General features: G+C 57.4%; 16 protein-coding genes. 9 read left to right on the top strand and 7 right to left on the bottom strand.

Annotation, left to right across the window (positions count from 1 at the left end):
* The first annotated feature begins 32 nt into the window (after window positions 1-32).
* Both metH and PVT68_RS01285 read left to right on the top strand, forming a co-directional pair.
* Window positions 33-3728 carry a methionine synthase gene (gene metH / locus PVT68_RS01290; protein WP_280320767.1) on the top strand — a complete coding sequence of 1232 codons (3696 nt, stop codon included), beginning with the start codon at window positions 33-35 and terminating at the stop codon, window positions 3726-3728.
* A gap of 133 nt (window positions 3729-3861) precedes the next feature.
* The gene (locus tag PVT68_RS01285) at window positions 3862-4071 is read left to right on the top strand and encodes a DUF2970 domain-containing protein (protein ID WP_280320766.1); all 210 of its coding nucleotides are present in this window, start codon (window positions 3862-3864) and stop codon (window positions 4069-4071) included.
* A 101-nt stretch (window positions 4072-4172) separates the two neighbouring features.
* Here PVT68_RS01285 and PVT68_RS01280 read toward each other — a convergent pair whose 3' ends face one another.
* Complete coding sequence (locus PVT68_RS01280) at window positions 4173-4307, bottom strand: hypothetical protein (RefSeq protein WP_280320765.1); 135 nt, start codon at window positions 4305-4307, stop codon at window positions 4173-4175.
* 283 nt (window positions 4308-4590) lie between these two features.
* On the opposite strand from PVT68_RS01280, the gene PVT68_RS01275 reads away from it, so the two are divergent.
* On the top strand, window positions 4591-6255 hold the full coding sequence (locus PVT68_RS01275) for a nitrite/sulfite reductase (RefSeq protein WP_280320764.1): 1665 nt from the start codon (window positions 4591-4593) through the stop codon (window positions 6253-6255).
* On the top strand, window positions 6239-6796 hold the full coding sequence (locus tag PVT68_RS01270) for a DUF934 domain-containing protein (protein WP_280320763.1): 558 nt from the start codon (window positions 6239-6241) through the stop codon (window positions 6794-6796). The genes PVT68_RS01275 and PVT68_RS01270 overlap by 17 nt, the downstream gene beginning before the upstream one ends.
* A 67-nt stretch (window positions 6797-6863) precedes the next feature.
* On the opposite strand, the gene PVT68_RS01265 is transcribed toward PVT68_RS01270, so the two are convergent.
* The 5 genes from PVT68_RS01265 to PVT68_RS01245 all read right to left on the bottom strand — a co-directional run bounded on the left by PVT68_RS01265 (window position 6864) and on the right by PVT68_RS01245 (window position 12162).
* A complete protein-coding gene (locus PVT68_RS01265) occupies window positions 6864-7988 on the bottom strand; it encodes an ArsA family ATPase (protein WP_280320762.1) in 1125 nt (374 codons plus the stop codon).
* Complete coding sequence (locus tag PVT68_RS01260; protein ID WP_280320761.1) at window positions 7979-8275, bottom strand: cory-CC-star protein; 297 nt, start codon at window positions 8273-8275, stop codon at window positions 7979-7981. Before PVT68_RS01260 ends, PVT68_RS01265 begins: the two co-directional genes overlap by 10 nt.
* The gene (locus PVT68_RS01255) at window positions 8272-9957 is read right to left on the bottom strand and encodes a carbon starvation CstA family protein (protein WP_280320760.1); all 1686 of its coding nucleotides are present in this window, start codon (window positions 9955-9957) and stop codon (window positions 8272-8274) included. The genes PVT68_RS01260 and PVT68_RS01255 overlap by 4 nt, the downstream gene beginning before the upstream one ends.
* Window positions 9958-10127: 170 nt before the next feature.
* Window positions 10128-10868, bottom strand: coding sequence for an MliC family protein (locus PVT68_RS01250; protein ID WP_280320759.1), 741 nt, complete (start codon window positions 10866-10868; stop codon window positions 10128-10130).
* Window positions 10869-10938: 70 nt separating this feature from the next.
* Window positions 10939-12162, bottom strand: coding sequence for a CaiB/BaiF CoA transferase family protein (locus PVT68_RS01245; RefSeq protein WP_280320758.1), 1224 nt, complete (start codon window positions 12160-12162; stop codon window positions 10939-10941).
* Window positions 12163-12368: 206 nt separating this feature from the next.
* Here PVT68_RS01245 and PVT68_RS01240 point away from each other — a divergent pair, with 206 nt between their 5' ends.
* The gene (locus tag PVT68_RS01240; protein WP_280320757.1) at window positions 12369-12728 is read left to right on the top strand and encodes a DUF962 domain-containing protein; all 360 of its coding nucleotides are present in this window, start codon (window positions 12369-12371) and stop codon (window positions 12726-12728) included.
* On the opposite strand, the gene PVT68_RS01235 is transcribed toward PVT68_RS01240, so the two are convergent.
* Window positions 12725-14200, bottom strand: a complete 1476-nt coding sequence (locus PVT68_RS01235; RefSeq protein ID WP_280320756.1) for a TyrR/PhhR family helix-turn-helix DNA-binding protein — start codon at window positions 14198-14200, stop codon at window positions 12725-12727. The genes PVT68_RS01240 and PVT68_RS01235 overlap by 4 nt on opposite strands.
* Before the next feature lie 184 nt (window positions 14201-14384).
* On the opposite strand from PVT68_RS01235, the gene phhA reads away from it, so the two are divergent.
* The 4 genes from phhA to PVT68_RS01215 all read left to right on the top strand — a co-directional run bounded on the left by phhA (window position 14385) and on the right by PVT68_RS01215 (window position 19070).
* Window positions 14385-15179, top strand: a complete 795-nt coding sequence (gene phhA, locus PVT68_RS01230; protein WP_280320755.1) for a phenylalanine 4-monooxygenase — start codon at window positions 14385-14387, stop codon at window positions 15177-15179.
* A 316-nt stretch (window positions 15180-15495) separates the two neighbouring features.
* A complete protein-coding gene (locus PVT68_RS01225; protein WP_280320754.1) occupies window positions 15496-15966 on the top strand; it encodes an Lrp/AsnC family transcriptional regulator in 471 nt (156 codons plus the stop codon).
* Window positions 15967-16129: 163 nt separating this feature from the next.
* Window positions 16130-17734, top strand: coding sequence for an aminotransferase class V-fold PLP-dependent enzyme (locus tag PVT68_RS01220; protein WP_280320753.1), 1605 nt, complete (start codon window positions 16130-16132; stop codon window positions 17732-17734).
* Window positions 17735-17900: 166 nt separating this feature from the next.
* Entirely contained in the window at window positions 17901-19070 is a 1170-nt protein-coding gene (locus PVT68_RS01215) for a cation:proton antiporter domain-containing protein (protein ID WP_280320752.1), read from the top strand.
* The last annotated feature ends 196 nt before the right edge of the window (window positions 19071-19266 follow it).

Below are 19266 nucleotides of genomic sequence, written 5' to 3'. Positions count from 1 at the left end.
GCCCCTTTTTATTTTTGGTATAGGAAATTCCCATGTCCCAGCAGTCCCGCGATCAACGCCTGAAACAGCTCTACGCCGCCCTGGGCGAGCGCATCCTGATTCTGGACGGCGCCATGGGCACCATGATCCAGCGGGAGAAGCTGGGTGAAGCGGATTACCGCGGTGCGCGTTTTGCGGACTATCCCTCCGACATCAAGGGAAACAATGACCTACTGGTTCTGACCCAGCCGGACCTGATCGAGCGGATTCACCGGGACTACCTCGAGGCCGGTGCCGACATCATCGAGACCAACACTTTCAACGCCACCCGTCTGTCCCAGTCTGACTACGACATGGAAGACCTGGTGCCGGAACTAAACCGGGTGGCTGCGGAAGTGGCGCGCCGTGCAGCCGATGCCCTCTCCACGCCGGAGAAGCCCCGCTTTGTCGCGGGCGTGCTCGGTCCGACTTCCCGCACTGCGAGCATCTCCCCGGATGTAAACGACCCCGGCGCGCGCAATGTGACCTTCGAAAAGCTGGTGGAAAACTACATCGAATCCACCCATGCACTGATCGACGGCGGCTCCGACATCATCCTGATCGAGACCATCTTCGACACCCTGAATGCCAAGGCAGCAATCTACGCGGTACAGGAAGTGTTCGAGCAGCGGGGCTTCGAGCTGCCAATCATGATTTCCGGCACCATTACCGATGCCTCCGGCCGCACCCTGTCCGGCCAGACTACCGAGGCCTTCTACTATTCGGTTGCCCATGCCAAGCCATTGTCTGTCGGCCTGAACTGCGCCCTCGGCGCCACCGAACTGCGCCCTTATATCGAGGCACTCTCTGGCGTGTGTGCGGAGCACGTATCCGCCCACCCCAATGCGGGCCTGCCGAATGAGTTCGGTGAATACGACGAGACACCGCAGGAAACTGCAGCCATTGTGGCGGAATTCGCCCAGAGCGGTTTCATCAATATTCTCGGCGGCTGTTGCGGCACTACTCCTGAACACATCCGCGCCATTGCCGATGCCGTCGCCGACATCGCCCCGCGCAAGCGCCCGGAAATCAAACCGGCCCTGCGCCTCTCTGGCCTCGAACCATATATCGCCGACGAAAATTCGCTGTTCGTCAATGTCGGCGAGCGCTGTAACGTCACCGGTTCAGCCCGTTTCAAGCGCCTGATCATGGACGAGGATTACGATACCGCCCTGCAGATCGCCGCCGCCCAGGTGGAAGACGGGGCCCAGGTTATCGACTTCAACATGGACGAGGCGATGCTGGATTCCGTCGCCGCCATGCGCCGCTTCCTCAACCTGTGTGCCACTGAGCCGGACATTTCCAAAGTGCCGTTTATGGTGGACTCTTCCAAGTGGGAAGTCATCGAGGCCGGTCTGCAGTGCGTTCAGGGCAAGGCCATCGTCAACTCCATCAGTCTCAAGGAAGGAGAAGAAGAGTTCGTCGAAAAAGCCCGCCTGTGCCTGCGTTACGGTGCGGCGGTGGTGGTAATGGCGTTTGACGAATCCGGCCAGGCGGATACTTACGAGCGCAAGATCGAAATCTGCAAGCGCAGTTACGACATTCTTGTCGACAAGGTTGGCTTCAATCCCACGGATATCATTTTCGATCCGAATATCTTCGCGGTCGCCACCGGTATCGAGGAACACAACAACTACGCGGTGGACTTTATCGAGGCCACCCGCTGGATTCGTAAAAACCTGCCGGGCGCGAATGTTTCCGGTGGCGTTTCCAACGTGTCCTTCTCCTTCCGCGGCAACAACCCGGTACGCGAGGCGATCCACTCCGTATTCCTGTACCACGCCATCAAGGCGGGAATGAATATGGGTATCGTCAACGCCGGCATGCTCGAGGTTTACAGCGACCTGCCCGACGAACTGCGGGACAAGGTCGAAGACGTCATTCTCAATCGCAACGACAATGCCACCGAGGCGCTGCTGGACATTGCGGAAAAATACCGCGGCGATGGCTCTACCGCCGAGCGCAAGGAAGACCTGGCCTGGCGCCAGTGGCCGGTGAAAAAACGCCTGGAGCATGCGCTGGTCAAAGGCATCAACAATTTCATCGAGGAAGACACCGAGGAAGCCCGCCAGGAGTCAAAACGTCCGCTGGACGTGATCGAAGGCCCGCTGATGGACGGCATGAACGTGGTGGGTGACCTGTTCGGCGAGGGCAAGATGTTCCTGCCGCAGGTGGTGAAATCCGCACGAGTAATGAAGCAGGCGGTGGCCTACCTGCAGCCCTACATCGAGAAGGAAAAAACCGCAGACAGTAAACCGAACGGCCGCATCCTGATGGCCACGGTGAAAGGCGACGTACACGATATCGGCAAGAATATTGTCGGCGTGGTACTGGCGTGTAACAACTTCGAGGTAATCGACCTGGGCGTGATGGTACCCGCGGAAACGATCCTGCAAGTGGCGAAAGAAAAGCAGTGCGACATCATCGGTCTGTCCGGTCTGATTACCCCGTCTTTGGACGAAATGGTGCACGTGGCAGCAGAAATGGAGCGACAGGGCTTCGATGTGCCGCTCCTGATCGGCGGCGCGACCACCTCCAAAGCGCACACGGCAGTAAAAATCGAACCTCAGTTCAAGCGCAACCAGGTGATTTATGTCGCGGACGCCTCCCGCGCGGTGGGCGTAGCCAGCAATCTGCTCTCCGATGAACTGCGTCCGGCATTTGTAAAAGGTGTACAGGACGAATATGTAAAAGTCCGCGAACGTACCGCCAATCGCAAACGCAACGACCCAAAACTGAATTACGCCGATGCCCTGAAAGCGGGCCCGCAATTGGACTGGGCCAACTTCGCACCGAAAGTGCCGAACAATCCTGGCCTCACAGTACTGGATGACTTCCCGCTGGAGAAACTGGTCGACACCATCGACTGGACCCCGTTCTTCATTTCCTGGGATCTCGCCGGCAAATACCCGGCGATCCTGAACGACGCCGTGGTGGGTGAAGCGGCTACGGATCTGTTCAAGAATGCCCAGACCATGCTCGCGGATATTATCGACAACAAGCGCCTGACGGCCCGTGCAGTCTTCGGCCTGTGGCCGGCGAATGCCGATGGCGACGATATCATCGTGTATTCGGATGAGAGCCGCACACAGGAACAGGCGCGCCTGCACCAGATGCGCCAGCAGATTCAGAAGCGCGGTGGCGACGGTTTCTGCCGCTCGCTGGCGGACTTTATTGCACCGGTCGGATCCGGCGTGGCGGATTATGTGGGCGGTTTTGCGGTGACCACCGGCATCGGCGCCGACGAGTTGGCGAAAGAGTACGAAGCCAAGCACGACGATTACAGCGCAATCATGGTGAAGGCGCTGGCGGATCGCCTTGCGGAGTCCTTTGCCGAATTTCTGCACCGGGAAGTACGTAAGAACTACTGGGGTTACCAGCCTGACGAAATTCTGAGCAATGAAGACCTGATCAAGGAAGCCTACAATGGTATCCGCCCCGCCCCCGGCTACCCGGCCTGCCCCGACCACACGGAAAAGGCCACTCTGTTCAAACTGCTGAACGCCGAGGAGAATGCGGGTATCGAGCTCACCTCCAGCTTTGCCATGATGCCCGCGGCTGCCGTCAGTGGCTGGTACTTTGCCCACCCGGAGTCCAAGTATTTCAATGTGGGCAAGATCCAGCGCGATCAGTTGCAGAGCCTGGCCAAGCGCAAGGGAATGAGCGAAGACGAGCTGGAACGCTGGTTGCGGCCAAATCTGGAAGATTGAGGTTTTCGCTAGACACCCACATGTAGGAGCCTGCTTGCAGGCGAACTCAAGCTGTTTTCATCGCTACAAATGTTCGCCTGCAAGCAGGCTCCTACGGGGTGCGAGTCAGAGTGGAGATACCACAGGAGTGCGTATGGAAGACAAGAACCGGAAACCATCGTTCGGCCAGGTAATTCTGAGCACGCTGGCCGCCGCCATCGGCGTTCAATCGGACAAGAACCGGGAAAGGGATTTCAGCGGGGGGAGCTTCAAGGCGTATATCGCGGCGGGCATCATCTTTACTGCCCTGTTCGTAATCACCCTGGTGCTGGTGGTAAAGACCGTTTTAAGCAATATGGGCTAATCCACGAAGCGCACTACTTCGCGGTAGAACCGGAACCCTACCGTACAGGGAAAGTCGATCACACTGCCCTACCGACACAAGTACCGGCAGGCAGTGTTTCTCTAGGCCTGAGAGGCCACCCAATAAACACAGGTCGCAACAAAAATGGCCACCAGGGCCACCGCCGCTACTGCGTCCGCCAGGTTATCGCTATCGTCAGATACAACTACTACTTCTTTTGCTACTTGATCGCTCATCGGAATACTCCGTCAGTCAAGAATTCATTATTGTTTTAGAGGGTAGCAGCACCGCGCAAACGCGGCTTTTTCAAGTAGATCAAATCCGTTTCCGGTGTGCAACAGCCCTGAATTCGGGCAGGCCCCAGCTTATAACCACCAGTTACTAAGATAGCGAAAAAAATTGTTATTTTTTGCATAAGGCGGCTGGTATGTTATGCGCCACTCAGGCTCATCAGTAGGGTCCCAAAATCCCATCCGAGCTTGAGTATCGGCGTAAAAAAGCAAATGGAATCAAGCCTTTATGTATCGATACGACGAACAGGACCACAAACTAATCCGGGAACGGGTGGCCCAGTTCCGCGGCCAGACCGAGCGCTATCTTGCCGGTGAGCTGAGCGAAGAAGAATTTCTGCCCTTGCGACTGCAAAACGGTCTGTATGTACAGCGCCTTGCACCAATGCTCCGTATCGCCGTGCCCTACGGCTTGATGAACAGCACCCAGGTGCGCCGCCTGGCACATATCACCCGCAAGTACGACAAAGGCTACGCGCATTTCACTACCCGCCAGAATGTGCAGTTGAATTGGCCCAATCTGGAAGATGTTCCAGATATTCTTGCGGAGTTGGCCGAAGTCGAAATGCACGCGGTGCAGACCAGCGGTAACTGTATCCGCAACACGACTACCGACCAGTTCGTGGGCGTGGCCCAGGACGAACTGATCGACCCGCGCCCCTATTGCGAGTTGATCCGCCAGTGGTCCACCTTTCACCCGGAATTCGCCTTCCTGCCGCGCAAATTCAAGATTGCCGTGTGCGGTGCAGAACATGACCGTGCCGCGATCCGCGCCCACGATATCGGCGTGCAGATCGTGAAGAACGCGGAGGGCGAAACCGGCTTCCAGATTTTTGTTGGCGGCGGCCTCGGGCGCACCCCGATCATCGGTGTTTCCATCCGCGACTTTTTGCCGGAAACCCACCTGCTCTCCTACCTCGAAGCCATCGTGCGCGTGTACAACCAGCTCGGTCGTCGCGACAACAAGTTTAAGGCTCGTATCAAGATTCTGGTGAAGGCGCTGGGTCCGGAAGAATTTGCCCGCCGCGTGGAAGCGGAATGGGAGCAGATTAAGGATGGCGCCGACCAGCTAACCCCGGAAGCCATCGCCTGGGCAAAACGCTTTTTCCCTGAACCCGTTTACAAAACCGTCGACGCGGCGCACGCCGGTGCCTTACTGAGAGATCAGGCCGGCAGCAATAAAGCCTTTTCCCGCTGGCTGGAGCGCAACACCTTCCCCCACCGGGTACCGGGCTATCAGGCGGTAACCCTGAGCACCAAACCTACCGGTGTGCCCCCGGGTGATGTCACCGACCGCCAGCTGGAGGCAATTGCCGATCTGGCAGACCATTACAGCTTCGGCGAAGTGCGGGTAACCCACGAACAGAATGTGGTGCTGACAGACGTGGAGCAGGAAAAGCTGTTCGAACTCTGGGAAGCGGCGCGGAAACACGGTTTCGCCACGCCGAATATCGGTACCCTGACCGACATGATCTGCTGCCCCGGCGGCGACTACTGCTCGCTGGCAAACGCCAAGTCCATTCCGGTGGCCGAGGCCATCCAGCGCAAATTCGACGATCTGGATTACCTCTACGATCTGGGCGATCTGGACCTGAATATTTCCGGGTGTATGAATGCCTGCGGCCACCACCATATCGGCCATATCGGCATTCTTGGCGTGGATAAGAAAGGCGAGGAATTTTACCAGGTACAACTTGGCGGCAACGCCAGTGAAAATGCCAGTCTCGGCAAGGTACTGGGCCCGAGCTTTTCCCGTGAGGAAATGCCGGAAACCATCGGCAAGCTACTCGACGTTTTTGTGGAAAATCGCCAGCCGGATGAACTGTTTATCGACACCTACAACCGTATCGGGCTAGAGCCATTCAAGGAGCGTGTGTATGCCAAAGCCAGCTAAAAAGCCCGTAGGTGCCCAACCGGAAAACCCACAGCGCGTGCTGTGCGATGGAGCCGTCGTGGAAAACCAGTGGCAGCTGCTGCAACTGGGTGGCGACGAAGATGTCAGCGCGGAATCCCTGCCCGCCGGTAACCTTATTCTGCCACTGACCCTGTGGCTGGAACTGCGCGGCACCCTGCAGGCGCGCAAGAATGAAATCGGCGTGTGGCTGGACAGCGATGAAACCGCAGACCTGATCGGTGACGCGGCAAAAGAACTGCCTCTGATTGCGGCCAATTTCCCCGCGTTTACCGACGGGCGAGCCTTTACTGCCGGACGCCTGTTGCGCCAACGCTACGGCTTTACCGGAGAACTGCGCGCGGTCGGAAACTTTATCCGCGACCAGCTGACTTACCTGACGCGCTGCGGGTTTAACGCCTTCGCGTATCAGGGAGACCAGCCCATGGAAGGACTGCTGGATTCGCTGCAGGACTTTTCCGACAGCTACCAGGCTGCAGTGGATCAGACCCAGCCGATCTTCCGTCGCCGCGCGCTGGCATAAATTGCAGGTATAGATTACCGGGATTGTTTGCCGGAAAATTTTAACCAGTGCCTTTTGATCAGCGTATTTACAACTGCCCGACAGCCTCGCTGTCGGGCAGTTTTTGTTTCTGTCCCTCACAGAGCTCAGCGGCCTGTAGCAGTGTGGCGACAAAACATCCCAACCCTACCCTGCCGCGGGTAACCGTACCCGACATGGGTAATCTCAACTGTGGTATTTCCCCCAGGACGTCACCCACTTCAAGTAGCACTTCGTCCTGCAACTGCAGCGCGCCCTGCAAAAATTCCACCGTTTGAGCGGATTCTGGCAATAGCCTGTTGATGATCAGCCCGACAATGGGAATGCCGGCGGCATTCAATGCCGAAGCCGCGCGCCGTGTTTCCTGCAAGGGCAGAGTTTCCGCCGTCATCACGAAAACGAATCCGGTTTCACTCGCATCTTTCAAAACCGCGACACTCTCGCGAAAGCGCGCCTGACGGTCGAGTAACGGTTGCAATTCTCGGGGGACATCAGCCGCACCCTGCTTGTCCCCGCCCACAGGATTATGAATATCTCCGCCGCTTTTCAGATGCGCCAGAATATCTGCGAACCGCCCACTGCGCTGCTTCTGTGTCAGCAGGCCGTCAGTCCAGGCAGACATGATGCGGGGTAGATTGATTAGTCGCAGAGTATGTCCAGTGGGCGCAGTATCGAAAATTATCAGGTCGTAGTCATCCCGCCGCTGGATGATTCTGGTCAGCACATCCAGCAGCGCGGCTTCTTCGGCACCGGGGGAATGACGACTCAATTTCAGTTGCTGTTCCAGCTGTGGCCGCAAACCCACCGCTATATATGCGAGCATCTGTTGTCGAACACCGGCCAGATAATCATCCAGTACCTGCTCGGGATTCAGTTCCAGACCAAAGAGTGACGCGGGGGCGTATACCGAATCCCCCAATGCAGATTCCGGGGGCAACGGGGGCGGGTCGAGCGCGACGGGATCAGTTGCGGCGCCACCAGCAAAGCCAAACAGGTCGCCAAGATTGTGCGCGGGGTCGGTGGATACCAGCAGTGTCCGTTTGCCGCTGCGCGCGGCGATGGTAGCGAGCCCGGCAGCAACACTGGTTTTGCCCACCCCGCCCTTACCGCCAACGAAAAGCAGACGGCGCTGCAACAGGTTTGGCAGGTCCAGCGCGGGCATTTTCAGCAACACCGCAGTTCATCCAGTGGCGATCGCTCCATCCCCATACGCTGATGCCACTGGTGAAAGCGCTCGAGTAAAAGCGGCTGTAGTTCCAGGGTATACAGACTGACGGGGTTCGGAATGCCAAGGGACTCGCAGTGCACAAGGAGCATAAACAGATCCTCTTCATCGCGCTGAGCCTTGGCAATGTCGCTGCGATAAGGCCCATTGTAATAGGCTTCCAGCTGTTCGCTGATGCGGTGAAAAACCAGTTGCAGGTTTTTCGGCAACCCCGGTTCGGGAGGTGTATCCGTCATCTCGCACTCCTGTCGTCCGTTACAGAAATCGCGGCTGGCTTACGCAGTGCGGATGCGCACTCCAGAGCCACCAGAATTGCCGCCACCAGCGCCACAACGTCAAGACCGAGCAAAAACCAGTCTTTTTTCTGGAAAAACTCGTTCAATTGGATTAACAACGCCAACACTGTCATCAGCAGCAAGAACACCAGCGGTACCAACGTGACCCACACTGGGCGTTTCAGGCGCACCAGCATCACCGTCACCACCAACAGCGTAAGCCCGGCCAACAGCTGGTTGGTGGTGCCGAACAGTGGCCAGATCAATAAGCCTCCGGATCCATCCGCGCCGCCGGCGCCAAACGCCAGCAATATGCAGCAAGTCACCGCCATTAGCGTGGCCGGCAGTGGCCGGCCAAGCCAGCGGATACCGTAAATTTCGCCAAATTCCTGAAAGATATAGCGCTGTAGACGCAGGCCGGTGTCCATGGTGGTGCCGGCAAACAGGGCCGCCATCACCGTCAGCATAGTGCCAGCCACCGCGCTACTGATGCCGATTCCATTGCTCAGAATCGTCGCCCCACCGTCCACAAACGCCTGTACCCCGCCCTGACCAAATCCCTGGTACACCGTCTGCCAGTCCGCCAGAGTGGCGAAGCCCGCGGTAGCGGCAAGGATTGCCGCCAGCGCCAGGGCGCCCTCACCCACCGCACCGAAATAACCAACAAAACGGGCATCGGGCTCCCGATTCAATTGTTTTGAGGTGGTGCCAGATGCGACGAGACCGTGAAATCCGGAAATGGCTCCACACGCAATAGTGACGAACAGCAGCGGAATCAGCGGTGGTGTATCCACCGGCACCTGGTGATTGATCATGGGGGCGACGACTTCCGGGTTGCCGACCAGCACCGCGGCATACAGCAGGATCAAACCGACAAACAGCTGCAGCCCGTTGATGTAATCCCGCGGCTGCAACAGTACCCATACCGGCAGCAGAGAGGCCACCGCCGCATAGGCAAATAGAATCAGAATCCAGCTGGCGCCGTCGGAAAGCCCGGCCACAGATTCCGGTAGCGACACAGGGACCGAGGGCCCGATGTAAATCAGCAGATACAGCGCGATCACGCCGAACAGGGAAACCAGGGCAAGGTTGAATTTGAAGCGGTAAATCAGCTGCCCGATCACCAGCGCCACCGCGATTGCTCCCCATATCGGCACCACCGAAGCGGGGTTTTTGATCAACAGGCCCGCGATCACAACGCCAAATACCGCGTTGACCATCAGCAGAACCAGAAAAATCACGATCATGAAAATGCTGCGGGCCCGCTTGCCCACAACATCACCGGTGAGTGAGCCCACGGAAACCGCACGATTGCGCACGCTGGCCCAGACGGCGCCGCTGTCGTGAACACCGGCAAAAAATACGGTACCCAGAATTACCCACAAGAAAGCGGGCAGCCAGCCCCAGATCACCGCAATTGCGGGTCCAACGATGGGTGCCGCACCGGCCACGGAAGTAAAGTGATGGCCCCAGAGCACGAATTTATTGGTGGGCACATAGTCCACACCATCCTCAAATTCGTGGGCGGGCGTGATAAAATCCGGGTCGAAGCGATAGATGCGATCGGCGATATAACGGGAGTAAAACAGGTACCCGCCGGCCAATCCCCCAAGCCCCAGAAGCATCAGTAAAATCGCACTCATGCAAACCATCCCTGTTCTGCATTATTGGTTGCGCAACCCCGGCGATCCAATCCTGATGCCGGTTCTGTTTCGTGGAAAATGTCGCCCAGGCCCCGTGATACTAGCCCAGACGCATTAAACATCAGAGAAATCTACGCGAAATTCATCCTTATAGCCACCAAAGTGCCATTTTAGCTGCGCAGTTTGCAGCGCATCTCGCTGGCACCGTATCCCCACACCACCGTCGCTTCGGTCTGATGTTCCCACAGACTTTCATTGCGTCCGCGATAGCGGGTACCGCTGGCGGTAGGCTCCAGTACCATGATTGACTCGTCTTCCTTGTATTCCGCGAGGGCTGCGCGGGGCTCGGTATCGTAGTAAGTCACCGTTAAGGGAGCGCCGTCGCAGAGAAAGGTCGCAGAACCTGCCGCCGGCAACAGACCGTAGCCAACCTGCAATTCAAGAATGCGGCGCCGGTAACTCTCCACCACACACTGGCGCTTGTCATCCGCCTTCCAGCATTCATTGCGGCCTTTGATCCAACCTCGCTGATAGGCTTTAAAATATCGATCCTGCCGAGCCTTTTCCGTTTCACCGGCCGCCTTGTATACCGACGCCATTTTCTGATCGAGTTCCGAGAGCGATTCATCCGCACAGATCATTTTTTCGATCGAGCTCACGCGTGCCGCGGCGCAGTCGTAGGAGGGATTGAAATTCGAGGACGCAGGAGCAGTACTCGTGTCGTCTGCACCCGCATTCCCGGATATGGTATTTACCCCGATACTCTTGTCTTTGGTGCCCGTGTCTTTGGCACTCTTTTCCCTGGTGCTGTGCTGGCTGTCGGGCGGAGTTTCGCTACCCGCTTGGGGGTTCTTTTCACACCCGTAAACGGCCAGCGACATCACCATTATCACCAGTACCCATCTAGCCACTGTTTTTTGTCCTCGGTTGTACATCCTGTTTTGTGTCTCTGCCGTTGCACCGCTCCGTTTACAGTTCAGGCTAGATGACACCCTGCGAGTGCAGCATCTCAATCTCCTCCTCGGACAGGGAAAGTTCGGACTTCAGTATCTCCGTCGTGTGCTCACCCAGTATGGGTGGTGCCTGCGGGTACTCCAGTGCTGACGCGGAAAAAATTACCGGGTTGCGCACCGTTTTCACCTTCGCGGCGGTGGGGTGATCCTGTTCCACCACCATGCCGCGGGCCTGCACCTGAGGGTCCGCGAAAACCTGCTCCAGATCATTGATCGGTCCACAGGGTACCAGGGCCTCACTGAGCATTTTCAGCCACCAGGCGGAAGGATGTTTGCGGGTGGCCAGCTCAATCCGTGGCATCAATGTCTGCCGGGCCATTACCCGGCCCTTGTTACTGGCGTATGCGGGATCGGCGGCGACATCGTCCAGTCCGGCAATAGCACAGAACTTCTGAAACTGCGCATCATTGCCTACCGCCAACATGAAATAGCCGTCACTCGCGGGCACCGCCTGATAGGGAACGATATTGGGATGCGCCGTACCCTGGCGCCGGGGCGCTTCGCCCGAGGTGAGGAAATTCTGCGCCTGATTCGCCAGCCAAGCCACCTGGGTATCCAGCAATGCGAGGTCGAGCTGCTGCCCCTCTCCGGTTCTGTCGCGGTGGATAATTGCCGCGAGGATGCCGGAAACTGCATACATCCCGGTCATCAGATCCGCCACGGCGACGCCCACCTTCTGCGGCCCAGCGCCGGGCTCACCGTCCGGCACACCCGTCAGGCTCATCAGCCCCCCCATTCCCTGAATCATCGCATCGTAACCCGCGCGACTGGCATAAGGGCCTGTCTGCCCGAACCCGGTGATGGAGCAATAGACAATGCGCGGATTGACTGATCTCACAGATTCGTAATCGAGCCCGTATTTCTTCAGGCCGCCGACTTTGTAGTTTTCCAGTAATACATCGCACTGTTGAGCCAGCTTCAGGATCAGCTGCTGCCCCTCGGCTTGCGTGATATCCACGGTGATGGATTTCTTGCCGCGGTTGGCGCTCAGGTAATAGGCCGCCTCACTGGTATCGTTACCCTCCGGATCCCTGAGAAAAGGGGGCCCCCAGTGACGGGTGTCGTCACCGCGCTCCGGGCGCTCTACTTTGATGACTTCCGCACCAAAATCCGCCAGCACCTGTCCTGCCCAGGGACCGGCGAGAATACGGCTGAGATCGAGTACTTTTAAATGGGCCAGTGGACCGGACATAAATTTGCCTATTTGCCGTTACTGCCTGTTGATTCCACATCGCCCAGAATATCGGCTTGTACGCGAGCCACGCATGGCAATGTGATCACAAAAGTTGAATCCCGGACAGTAGCAGATTCCCTGCTTATTGGTCCAAATTTCAAACCGCCGTACACTGTGGCGAGCGGACTAATCCGACCCAAAGGATCTAATAACAGGATAGCGAGATGGCAGACACCACCATGGGCAATCAGCAGAACGAACCCCAGCCGGCGACAAAGGAAACGCCGCGCTTTACATCCTTCAAAGAGTTTTATCCCTTTTATCTGGGAGAGCACAGCAACCTCACGTGCCGCCGCCTGCATTTTGTCGGCACGGCACTGGTGATTGGCCTGTTGATCACCGCTGTTACCACCCAGAAATGGTTATTACTGGCAGCGCTGCCGGTAGCCGGCTACGGCTTCGCCTGGGTAGGGCATTTCTTTTTTGAGCACAACCGCCCCGCCACCTTCAAAAACCCACTGTATTCCCTGTGGGGGGATTTCGTGATGTTCAAGGATATTCTGCTGGGCAAAATACCTCGCTAGCTTCGTTGGTCCTCACTTTCCCGCGGTTTGCGGGCAGCGCCTGGCAACTCGTACTTGCGCAATTTATTGGCGACAGCCGTATGAGAAATTCCCAACCGCTTCGCCAGCTCCCTGCTGGAATGCAATTCTTCGGGAAGCTCCGTCAATATTTCGGCGAGTATCGCCCGCTCCACCTTTGCCAACTGCTCCGGCAGGGTCAGCCCCCGCCCCCAGTTTTGCCACGGCAGTCGATCATCCACGGCTGCCGCGGGTAAATCCTCCCGCTCTAAACAAGTCGCACCGCGTCCACGGGCAGACAAAATCGCCGCCTGTAGATGCGTCTTCAGCCCCCTCAGGTTACTCGGCCAATCTCTTAGCCTGAGCTGCTCAATCAGGGAATCGGCACACTCCAGCGGCTCTCCACTGCCGCTCGCTTGCAGAATTCTCGTTGCGAAGCCCTGGATTGCCGGGCGCATGGAGCGCAATGGTGGCAAATGAATCTGGCCAGTGGCGAATATTTGCTGCAGTGCCGGTTCCAGCCCGTGACAGGCAGTAGCAGTAACCATCAGGCGGGCAATGAGGTGCCCTCCCAGCAGATATTCCGTCAATTTTCGCTGGGCTTCGGCTGGCGCCCGCTGCAAATCGTCAATCAGTACTACCGCGTCTTTTCCCAGGGCAGCGGCCTCGGTGACTGAGGCGCTTACAAAATCTTCGCCCGAATACAGACGAAACTGTCCCTTCTCGGCCAGTGGGCAGAGGTAGTAGGCAGCATGCAAAAATGTGGTTTTACCGCTTCCGGGTTCCCCGCTGATCAACAGGGGTTCCGGCAAGGGTGCCAACTGCTGCAACCGCAGACAGCTTTCACGTCGCCGGTCCAGGTCCCACAGAATTTCAGGCGGAAGTTCCTGGCCGGAACTGCCACTTGCGGGGTTCTCCTGCAGAGTCAGTACCGCACCCGCAAGTGAGGCGACCACGCCCGGGTCGTCCGCCAGGGCAATTGGCGACCAGTCCAGGGTGTACGCCCTGCCCCGCACAGTGACCGGAAACCCGTATCGGGGTGCGGTTAATCCCCGCAGTAATTCCGTCAACTGCAGGCGCGGCAGAAAGCGCTGCAACTGCATACCCGGAACCTCGGTGAGGCTGACCCCGAAGGCCCGTGCGGCAGCCAGATTGGCCGCAACAATATGCCCCTCCCGATCGACCGAGAGCACTGGGTCCGTAACGTGGCGCAGCAGGGTGTCCAGTTCGAAATGCCGCCGCTCCGAGGGAATTAACGAGATTCGGCGCACCTTCTGTACGCCGGGGATACGGTGCAGGGACTTCTCTATGGCCTGGTACTGATTAGCCAGCAGGCCGGGGGCGGACAGATAGACTTTGTCACCGCTGTCACCACCGAGTTCTCCCGACCGCACATTGATCCGGAATTCACTGAAGATACCCATTATTTCTTGCAGTATTCCCACACGATTACTGCAGGTGATCTCAATTCTCATGGGCCACCTGTAAACAATTATTTACAGAAAGTATAGTCACCCTGTGGCTGCTACCGCAAGTTTCAGGCTCCAGCCCCTGCCAAGCCCCATGCCGCTGTCTAAGAATTAAGAACAGATAACAACAGACGCAGCGGCAGCCTCTGACCCTGCGCATTGAATTCGGGCAAATGCCCAGGAGACCGTGATGGGTAAACAGACGAGCAAATATGTCGCGCGGCAACCGGATGCCTCGGGCGTTATCGAATACTCTGACCTTGAGAACCAGACCTGGCAGCGCCTGATAGAACGGCAGCTGAAGGTGGTACAGGGCCGCGCCTGCGACGAGTACCTGCACGGGCTTGAGCTGCTGGACCTTCCACGAGACCGCATTCCGCAACTGGATGAAATCAGTCGCGTACTGCGTCGGGAAACCGGTTGGGAAGTGGCGCGAGTTCCGGCCCTGATTGGCTTCGAGACCTTTTTCCAGCTGTTATCTGAACGCAAATTCCCGGTAGCCACCTTCATCCGCACCCCGGAGGAATTTGACTACCTGCAAGAGCCGGACATCTTCCACGAGATATTTGGCCACTGCGCCATGCTCACCAACCCGGCCTTCGCCAACTTTACCCAGAAATATGGGGAACTGGGCTTGAAGGCCTCCCCTAAAGAGCGCGCTTACCTGGCTCGCCTTTACTGGTTTACGGTGGAATTTGGCTTGCTGAACCGCCAAGACGGCCTACGAATCTACGGCGGCGGCATACTTTCCTCCCCCAAAGAGACCCTGTACGCCCTCGGTGAAGAACCGGTGCGCGCGCCTTTCGAGGTGGTGGATGTACTGCGCACCCCCTATAGGATCGACATAGTGCAGCCGATTTACTATGTGATCGACGATCTGGAACAACTGCAGCAGCTCACTGAAATCGACCTGATGGCACGGGTGCGCGAAGCCATGGCGGCAGGACTGTTCGAGCCCATGTTCCCGCCGAAAGAAGCTGCCTGAAGCCACAGCACATTTTTCCAACATATCCCTGTTGTTTGGCCGGGCATTGCCCGGCTTTTTTGCGTCCGCCTGTTCCTGCCGGTCGTGGAAAATTTGAAGTTAAAAGTCAGGAGAAAAATTCCACTACTGCCACGCCCGAACAGAGATTATCGTTACAGGCATCGGCAGAGGTGCAGCCAAAGGGTTCTTCCGAGCCCGCGCAACGTCGGATCCAGCCGCACCGCTCAAAATCACTGGGGTATTTTGTTGCAATGGATGGCGAACTAAGCGCATTTCAGGGAAGCGATCCCCGCGTTTTCGGGAGATATGTAGAACTATGTCCTCACTCGACGCGATTGATCGACAACTTCTTGCCATCCTTCAATCTGATGTTAGTCTCTCCATCGAAGAGCTGGCGGAGCGCGTGGGTCTCACCAAAACCCCCTGCTGGCGCCGGATTCAGAAATTGGAAAAAAGCGGCATCATCCGTCGCAAGGTCGCACTGCTGGATGCGAATGTACTCGGGCTGCCGGTATCGGTATTCGCCCAGGTGAAAACCAACCAGCACAGCGCGGAATGGGCAGAATCCTTTTCCCGTGCCATGGCGGATTTACCGGAAGTGGTGGACTGCTACCGCATGGCCGGGGACTACGACTACATTCTCCGCGTCGTGGTCAGCGATGTAGCGGCCTATGATCACTTCTATAAAAGGCTGATTGCCCACTCCGGGATATCCGATGTGGCTTCCAATTTCGCGATGGAACAGATCAAAAGCACAACAGAATTACCCATTCCTCCGAGCGAATGATCCGGCCAGCTCAATAGCTACATAATCAATAGCGAAACCATTAACTGCCCGCGGGTGATCCCTGCCGGGCAGTTTTCAGTATATTGAGGTCCGCATGTCCGCTCACGCTCGAACAAAAAATAGCGCAATAAACCCAGAGTCCGAGTCCAAAACAGAAACGCTTTTGCAGCGCATTCGCGACAACGTCATCGGCGAACGCATGCCGATGCAGACTCCTTTTGGCGAACGCCCGCTGATCTATGCCGACTACACCGCCTCCGGCCGCGCGCTGACATTTATCGAGGACGCTATCCGTAACCGGGTTTTGCCCTGGTACGCCAACACCCACACGGAAACCTCCGCCACCGGGCGCCAGACCACCGCTTTTCGCGAGCAGGCGCGCGCCGCGGTGCGTAAATCCGTGAGCGCAAGCGATGAACACGCAATCATTTTCTGCGGCGCCGGTGCCACCGCAGCGGTCAACCGTCTGGTCGACTGCCTGGGCCTGCGCGCCGACAGTTACGAACGGCTTGGCGGCAACAGCGGCAGCATTCCGGAACACCAGCGTCCGGTCGTTTTTATCGGTCCCTACGAACACCACTCCAACGACCTGCCCTGGCGTGAATCCATTGCTGAAGTGGTGACCATTCCGCAGAACAGCTGCGGCGGTGTTGACCTTGCGGCGTTACAGGGCGCACTTGATCAGTACGCCGAACGCCCTCTGAAAATTGGCAGTTTCTCCGCCGCGTCCAATGTCACCGGTATCCGAACCGATGTCGACGCGGTTACCCGTCTGCTGCACGAAAACGGCGCCCTGTCCTTCTGGGACTACGCCGCTGCCGCGCCTTATGTGGGAATCGATGTTCGGGGAAGCGACCCGGGCTGCAGTAAAGACGCGCTGTTTATTTCCCCGCATAAATTTGTCGGTGGCCCCGGCACCCCGGGCATATTGATTGTGCGACGCGCCCTGCTCCCTGCGGGCCAGCCAGCGGTCACCGGTGGCGGCACGGTTTCCTGGGTAAGTCCGGCCCGCCACACCTACCTGCCGGCCGGAGAGCGCCGCGAAGAAGCCGGCACTCCCGCCATCGTCGAATCTGTGCGTGCGGGCATGGCATTCGCATTGAAAGATCAGGTAGGTGCAGAGGTTATCGAGGCGCGAGAAGCCGAATGGCTCACTCGGGCCTTTGCCCGCTGGGCTGACAACGACAACATCCAGATACTCGGTGGTACAGAAGCGGAGCGCGTGAGCATCGTCTCACTGCATATCTTGCATGACGACAAACCGCTGCATCACGGTTTCGTAGTCGCCCTGCTTAACGACCTTTTCGGTATCCAGGTTCGCGGCGGCTGCTCCTGCGCCGGTCCCTATGGTCATCACCTTCTGCACCTGACGGATGAACAGAGCACTGCCATCGAAAAACTGGTCAGTGAAGGTGAAAATATTCTCAAGCCCGGCTGGGTGCGGTTGAATTTCAATTACTTCCTGGATGAAGAAACCGTCGACTACCTGATCGACGCCATCGACCTGGTCGCCGAATTTGGCTACCGGATGCTGCCCTATTATCAATACGACCCCAGTCACGGGGTATGGCGATATCAGGGTCAGGCGGCGGATGATCCATTGCTCCTAAGCTTTGATATCGAAGACCGCGCGCCCGGTCGGGTGACAACGCCGCTGCAGGAATTTATCCAGCAGGCGCGTCCAATTATGGAAAACCCGCCAGGGCGGGAGTGCGAACAACCGATTCTTTCGGTTGAGGGAGAAAATCTGCGCTGGTTCAAGCTCTAATTTTCTCTAGTTCCCACTGAAAAGTGAGCCAGGGCGGGCAGCGTAGATTCGGTGTCCGCCAATTGTGAAAAAGATCCAGGAAACGCGAGCGGACGTTGAAAGAAGCTCCCTTCCGCACCGATAATGCAGACAAGCCCTTCAATCAAGTCTGCTACAAGGATGCGCAGTGCCTGAGACCTCCCTGTTCCAGTCGTTTTTCCTGATCTTCACCGGCGCCGCCATCGTCGCATCACTCGCACTCTGGGGCCGTCAGCCCCTGCTCGTCGCCTACATTGCCCTCGGCGTACTGCTGGGCCCATCGGCTCTCGGCGTTATCGACAATGTGGAACTGATGGCAGAGATGTCCAACATTGGCATTATCTTTCTGCTGTTTCTGCTCGGCCTCGACATGCAGCCGAAAGCCCTCATTGCGGTGCTGCGCAAAGCCACATTCGTAGGTCTCATCAGCTGTGGTATTTTTCTCGGCCTTGGCTACGTCATCGGTAAACTCTTCAGTTTCACCGATACCGAATCCTGGGTAATCGGTATGGCGATGATGTTCTCCAGTACCATCATCGGCATCAAACTCCTGCCAACCACGGTACTGCATCACAAGCACCTGGGAGAGTTGATGGTGGGCCTGCTGCTGTTCCAGGATTTCGTCGCGATTACTTGTCTGATGATTCTGCTGAGCGGCAGCACCGGCTCTGTCGATTTCACCCGCCTCGGCATCTCCTTCGCCGCGCTACCGTTACTGATTGCCCTCGCGTGGGGCGCCGTGCGCTACCTGCTGCAACCGCTGCTGGCCAAATTCGACCGCTTTCACGAATATGTATTCCTGCTTGCCATTGGCTGGTGCATGGGGCTCGCGGAGCTGGCGGAGCTGATGGGATTGTCCCGGGAAATTGGCGCCTTTATTGCCGGTATTACCCTCGCCACCAGCCCCATTTCCCAGTACATCGCCCTCAGTCTCAAACCCCTGCGCGACTTTTTCCTGATCCTGTTCTTCTTCAGTCTCGGAGCCCAGTTCCACCTCGAGATGGTCCCGGAAATTGCCTTCCCGGCACTGGTCGCCGCGATCGCCGTGCTGATTATTAAACCGGTGGTGTTCCGCTACCTCCTCGGACAGCAGAGCGAGAGAACCATTCTTGCGTGGGATATCGGCTTCCGCCTCGGACAGATCAGCGAATTTTCGCTGTTGATTGCCTACCTGGCCATGAGCCAGCAATTGATCGGCAGTGCCGCATCGCACCTGATCCAGGCGACGGCGATTCTTACCTTTCTGGTTTCTTCTTATATTGTGGTTTTGAATTTTCCCAACCCGATTGCGATCAAGGACCACTTACGTCGGGATTAGTTTTTTTTTGCAGGAGCGCTTCGTAGCCAGCTCCCTGGCGAATTGAAGCAGGCCCTGTGGCGGCGGATCACTGGGAAGTTGCTTTCAGGACCGCGGTGAATACATCCCTGTACGCTCTGTCGCAAACGTCCCTGTTTGCGACAGTCCTGAAAGCAACTTCCCAGTAATCCACCTTCGATTCAACGTTCATCACTCC

Origin of the sequence: Microbulbifer bruguierae (genome assembly GCF_029869925.1) — a bacterium.
Lineage (GTDB): Bacteria > Pseudomonadota > Gammaproteobacteria > Pseudomonadales > Cellvibrionaceae > Microbulbifer > Microbulbifer bruguierae.
This window is presented reverse-complemented; position numbering and strand designations above follow the sequence as displayed.

Coding starts and splice junctions, on each gene's coding strand:
- metH (WP_280320767.1), top strand. CDS start 33: ATGTCCCAGCAGTCCCGCGATCAACGCCTGAAACAGCTCTACGCCGCC.
- PVT68_RS01285 (WP_280320766.1), top strand. CDS start 3,862: ATGGAAGACAAGAACCGGAAACCATCGTTCGGCCAGGTAATTCTGAGC.
- PVT68_RS01280 (WP_280320765.1), bottom strand. CDS start 4,307: ATGAGCGATCAAGTAGCAAAAGAAGTAGTAGTTGTATCTGACGATAGC.
- PVT68_RS01275 (WP_280320764.1), top strand. CDS start 4,591: ATGTATCGATACGACGAACAGGACCACAAACTAATCCGGGAACGGGTG.
- PVT68_RS01270 (WP_280320763.1), top strand. CDS start 6,239: ATGCCAAAGCCAGCTAAAAAGCCCGTAGGTGCCCAACCGGAAAACCCA.
- PVT68_RS01260 (WP_280320761.1), bottom strand. CDS start 8,275: ATGACGGATACACCTCCCGAACCGGGGTTGCCGAAAAACCTGCAACTG.
- PVT68_RS01255 (WP_280320760.1), bottom strand. CDS start 9,957: ATGAGTGCGATTTTACTGATGCTTCTGGGGCTTGGGGGATTGGCCGGC.
- PVT68_RS01245 (WP_280320758.1), bottom strand. CDS start 12,162: ATGTCCGGTCCACTGGCCCATTTAAAAGTACTCGATCTCAGCCGTATT.
- PVT68_RS01240 (WP_280320757.1), top strand. CDS start 12,369: ATGGCAGACACCACCATGGGCAATCAGCAGAACGAACCCCAGCCGGCG.
- PVT68_RS01235 (WP_280320756.1), bottom strand. CDS start 14,200: ATGAGAATTGAGATCACCTGCAGTAATCGTGTGGGAATACTGCAAGAA.
- phhA (WP_280320755.1), top strand. CDS start 14,385: ATGGGTAAACAGACGAGCAAATATGTCGCGCGGCAACCGGATGCCTCG.
- PVT68_RS01225 (WP_280320754.1), top strand. CDS start 15,496: ATGTCCTCACTCGACGCGATTGATCGACAACTTCTTGCCATCCTTCAA.